The following is a 2510-nucleotide window of genomic DNA, read 5'->3' as shown; positions in this document are numbered from 1 at the left end:
TCGAGCTGTCGGTCGATGCCAGCCTGCTGCGCGGCCGCAGCAGCGCCGGCCTGGCGGGCAGCTTCACGGTGCGCGAAGGCTTCGCCGAGCTGCTGCGTGGCCATGGCCTGCAGGCCGTGCGCCAGGCCAACGGCAGCTTCACGCTCGATATGGCACCCCCGCCGCCAGCGCCGACCGGGGCGGGCGAGGTGCAGGCCGGCCACGGCATGCTGCCCGAGGTGCGCGTGCACAACAGCGCGCCGCCCGAGACCGCCACCGGCCCGGTGGTCGGCTATGTCGCGAAGCGCAGCGCCAGCGGCACCAAGACCGATGCCTCGCTGCTGGAGACGCCGCAGCTCGTGAACGTGGTGACGCGCACGCAGATGGACGACCAGGGCGCGCGCACCGTGGCCGAGGCGCTGCGCTACACGGCCGGCGTGCTGGCCGAGCCCAACGGCTTCGACGTGCGCTACGACTGGAACTACATCCGCGGCTTCAACACCTTCGGCACCCAGTGGCTCGACGGCCTGCCGCTGCCCGGCGACCCGGCCAGCTATGCGGTGCCGCGCATTCCGGGCTATGCGCTCGAGCGCGTCGAAGTGGTCAAGGGGCCGGCCTCGGTGCTCTACGGCAAGGCCATTCCCGGTGGCCTGGTGAACCAGGTGACGAAGCGGCCGCAGGCGGTCGCGCAGCGCGAGGTGCGGCTGTCGGCCACCCACTTCGGCGGCGCCGAGCTCGCCACCGACCTCACGGGTCCGCTCGACGAGGACGGCAAGTTCCTCTACCGGCTGATCGCGCTGCGGCGCGATGCGCACACGCAGGTCGACCTGGAGCGCGACCGCGAGACCATGATCGCGCCCAGCCTCACGTGGCGGCCGTCGGCCGACACCTCGCTCACCGTGCAGGCCCACTACCAGAAGGACGATCCGCGCATGAGCCCGCGCTTCTACCCGGTGGTGGGCTCGCATGTGCCGAGCCCGCTGTTCGGCTACATCCCGCGCAGCCTGTACCTGGGCGAGCCGTCGACCGACAGCTTCAACCGCAGCTACAAGTCGCTGGGCTACGGCTTCGAGCACCGCTTCAACGACACGGTCTCGGTGCGCCAGAACCTGCGCTACGGCCATGCCGCGCAGGACATGTTCCTGGTGCGCGTGCATCCCTTCAATGCCTATCGGCCCGACGGCCACACGCTCAACCGCGTCTCGGCGATCTCCGACGACGACATCCGCTCGCTCTCGGTCGACACCCAGCTCGAGGCGCGCCTGCGCACCGGCCCGCTCGCGCACACGCTGCTGGCCGGCGTCGACCACCTGCGCGGCAAGCTGTCCTTCAACTTCGCCAACAGCGCCATCGGCGTGCCGCCGCTCGACGTGCTGAACCCGGTCTACGGCCTGCCGGTCACGCGGCCGACCAGCTACACCAACTCGACCTTCCAGGCGGTGCGCCAGACCGGGCTGTACCTGCAGGACCAGATCCGCTGGGGCCGCGCCATCGCCACGCTGGGCCTGCGCCACGACCGCTCGTCCATAGACACCACCAACCGCATGCTGGCCTCGCGCCCCGTGGTGCCGACCGACGACGCCGCGACCACCGGCCGCGTCGGCCTGGGCTACGTGTTCGACAACGGCGTCGCGCCCTATGCGAGCTATTCCACCTCGTTCCTGCCGGTCACCGGCGTGGACCGCTACAACCAGCCGTTCCGCGCGCAGAAGGGCCGGCAGTTCGAGCTCGGCCTGAAGTACGAGCCGACCGGCGGCTGGGGTTTCATGACCGCGTCGCTCTACCAGAACGACCTCGAGAACAGCCTCACGCCCGACCCGATGGACTCGCAGCGCTCGGTGCAGTCGGGCCGCCAGCGCCTGCGCGGCCTCGAGCTCGAGGCCAAGGCCGAGCTCACGAAGCGGCTCAGCATGATCGCGGCCTACTCGTACACCGACTCCGAGGTGCGCAGCAGCAACGACCGCAACCAGTTGGGCCGCCCCACGCTGCGCACGCCGCGGCACCAGGCCTCGGCCTGGCTCGATTACCGCTTCGAGAGCGTGCCCGGCCTGCAGGCCGGCATCGGCGCGCGCTACATGTCGGCCTACGACACCGCCGGTACCTACGACCCCTACCTGCGCGTGCCCGCGCTGTTCCTGTGGGACCTCGGCGCCTCCTACGACCTCGGCCTGCTCGGCGATGCCTGGAAGGGCGCGCGGCTGCGGCTGACGGTGGCCAACGTGTCGGACCGGCGCTATGTCTCGCACTGCCTGATGCTGGCCGGCTCGCCCTGCAACTACGGCGCGCGCCGCACCGCCACCGCCACGCTCTCGTACGCCTGGTGATGGCGGTGCTCGCGGGTCTTTGCACGGTGCTCGGCGCGCTGTGCGTGTACCGGGCCGCGCCGCACCAGCGGCTTGGCGGCGCTGTGTCGAAGCCGCGCGCGTGGCGTGGCATGGGCTGCGTGCTGATCGCGCTCGGTGCCTGGCTGTTCTGCCGCGCGCTGCAGCCGGCGGCCGGCCTCTTCAGCGCGCTCACGCTCCTGATGTGCG

At 71.4% G+C, this 2510-nt stretch carries 2 protein-coding genes; both read left to right on the top strand.

The genetic code is table 11. The features are described 5' to 3' along the window. Positions 1-2303 (top strand): TonB-dependent siderophore receptor (locus AC27VN_RS38720; RefSeq protein ID WP_490880105.1); only part of this gene is annotated, 2303 nt, incomplete at its 5' end. Further along, positions 2303-2510: hypothetical protein (locus AC27VN_RS38715; protein WP_490880104.1), on the top strand; the 208-nt coding region annotated here is incomplete at its 3' end. The genes AC27VN_RS38720 and AC27VN_RS38715, both read left to right, overlap by 1 nt.

It is taken from the genome of Variovorax sp. 20P10.2.4, from assembly GCF_058244205.1.
The sequence above is the reverse complement of the archived record's forward strand: the minus strand, read 5'-3'. Positions and strand labels throughout refer to the sequence as shown.